A 1,557-nucleotide genomic window follows, 5' to 3' on the forward strand; every position below is an offset into this window, starting at 1 on the left:
ATAAGTCACCAACTACAGTTGACGAAGGGCCTTATTTAATATCAAAGACAACTGATTTTACAGAAGTCATAGCTTCGATAGAGTATTTAACCCCTTGAACACCTGCACCTGATTTTTTAGCACCCAAGAATGGGAAATTATCGGTACCGCGTTGTGTTTTATTATTGATGTGTACTGTACCAACTTCGAGCTGTTCTGCAATTGAGAAAGCAAGTGGGAAGTCGTTTGTAAACACCGAAGCTTGAAGACCGTATTCAGATTTGTTTGAAATCTCAATAGCTTCTTCAACTGATTTAACACGGATAACTGGAAGAACTGGACCGAATGGTTCTTCCCAAGCTAATTTCATATCAGTCGTTACCTTATCAAAAAGGATTGGACAAATAAGGTTTCCCTCACGAATAATATCAGTTTTTGCATCTGCACCTTTTTCAACAGCATCATTGACAAGTCCTTCAACAAAGTCTGCAGCACCAGTATCGATAAGTGGTGTGATATCCGCATTATCTTCTGGGTTACCGATTGTTAATTTAAGAACTTTTTCACGGATGATTTCGACAAGTTCATCAGCAACTTCTTCTTGTACAAGAACACGTTTCACCGCTGTACAACGTTGACCTGAGTAACCAAAGGCACCATCTACGATGTTTTTAGCTGCTTTTTCAAGGTCTGCATCTTTAAGAACGATAGCTGAGTCTTTACCACCAAGCTCAAGCATGATTGGACGCATACCAGCCATTTTACCGATACGTTCACCAACTGAAGTTGAACCTGTAAAGTTAATAAAGTTAACAGCTTCGTGTTCTACAATGTAGTCACCAATAACAGAACCACGCCCTGTAATGGTACTGAAAACCCCAGCTGGGAGACCGGCTTCTGCAAATACCTCAGCTAAAACAAGACCAGAGATAGATCCTTGCGTAGGTGGTTTAAGAGCGACAACGTTTCCTGAAATCAAGGCTGGAGCAATTTTCGAACCAGCCAAATTGATAGGGTAGTTAAACGGTGAAATAGCAAGCACTAAACCAAGAGGTTCGTGACGTACCATAGCAATTTTTTTCTTGCTAGCGACATCAAAGCTACCACCTTCAAGAACCTCACCCTGCATACGAACGCCTTCTTCAGCTGCATAACGGATAATAGCTGCAGTGCGTGTCACTTCACCAACAGCTGATTTATAACCTTTGGCAATTTCTTTTGATAGAATTTCACCAATTTTCTCAGCGTCACGATCAAGGATATTAGCTACTTTATGTAAGTAAGCTGCGCGTTCTACATAAGAAAGTGCACGCCATGCTGGTTGAGCAGCGCGAGCAGTTTCATAAACGTAGTCAACATCTTCATGACTCATAGCTGGGACAGATCCTAATTCTTCCCCTGTTGCTGGAGCGTAGATTTTAATGTCACTATCTGAAAGTTTCCACTCTCCATTGACAAGGTTTTTATATTGTTTAGACAATTTATTTTTGCCTCCTTTATACTTATTATAGTATTAGTTTACCATTTAAAACATAGAATGCAATTTTCTGCTACGCAACATATCAATATAACTTAGTA

The 1,557-nt window shown here is 40.0% G+C and carries 1 protein-coding gene; it reads right to left on the reverse strand.

Annotated elements, in window-relative coordinates:
* Positions 1-31 precede the first annotated feature (31 nt).
* Complete coding sequence (locus ACMZ6U_RS10310) at positions 32-1,459, reverse strand: NADP-dependent glyceraldehyde-3-phosphate dehydrogenase (protein WP_416108331.1); 1,428 nt, start codon at positions 1,457-1,459, stop codon at positions 32-34.
* Between the last annotated feature and the right edge of the window lie 98 nt (positions 1,460-1,557).

This window comes from Streptococcus pluranimalium (assembly GCF_047785745.1).
GTDB lineage: Bacteria > Bacillota > Bacilli > Lactobacillales > Streptococcaceae > Streptococcus > Streptococcus pluranimalium_B.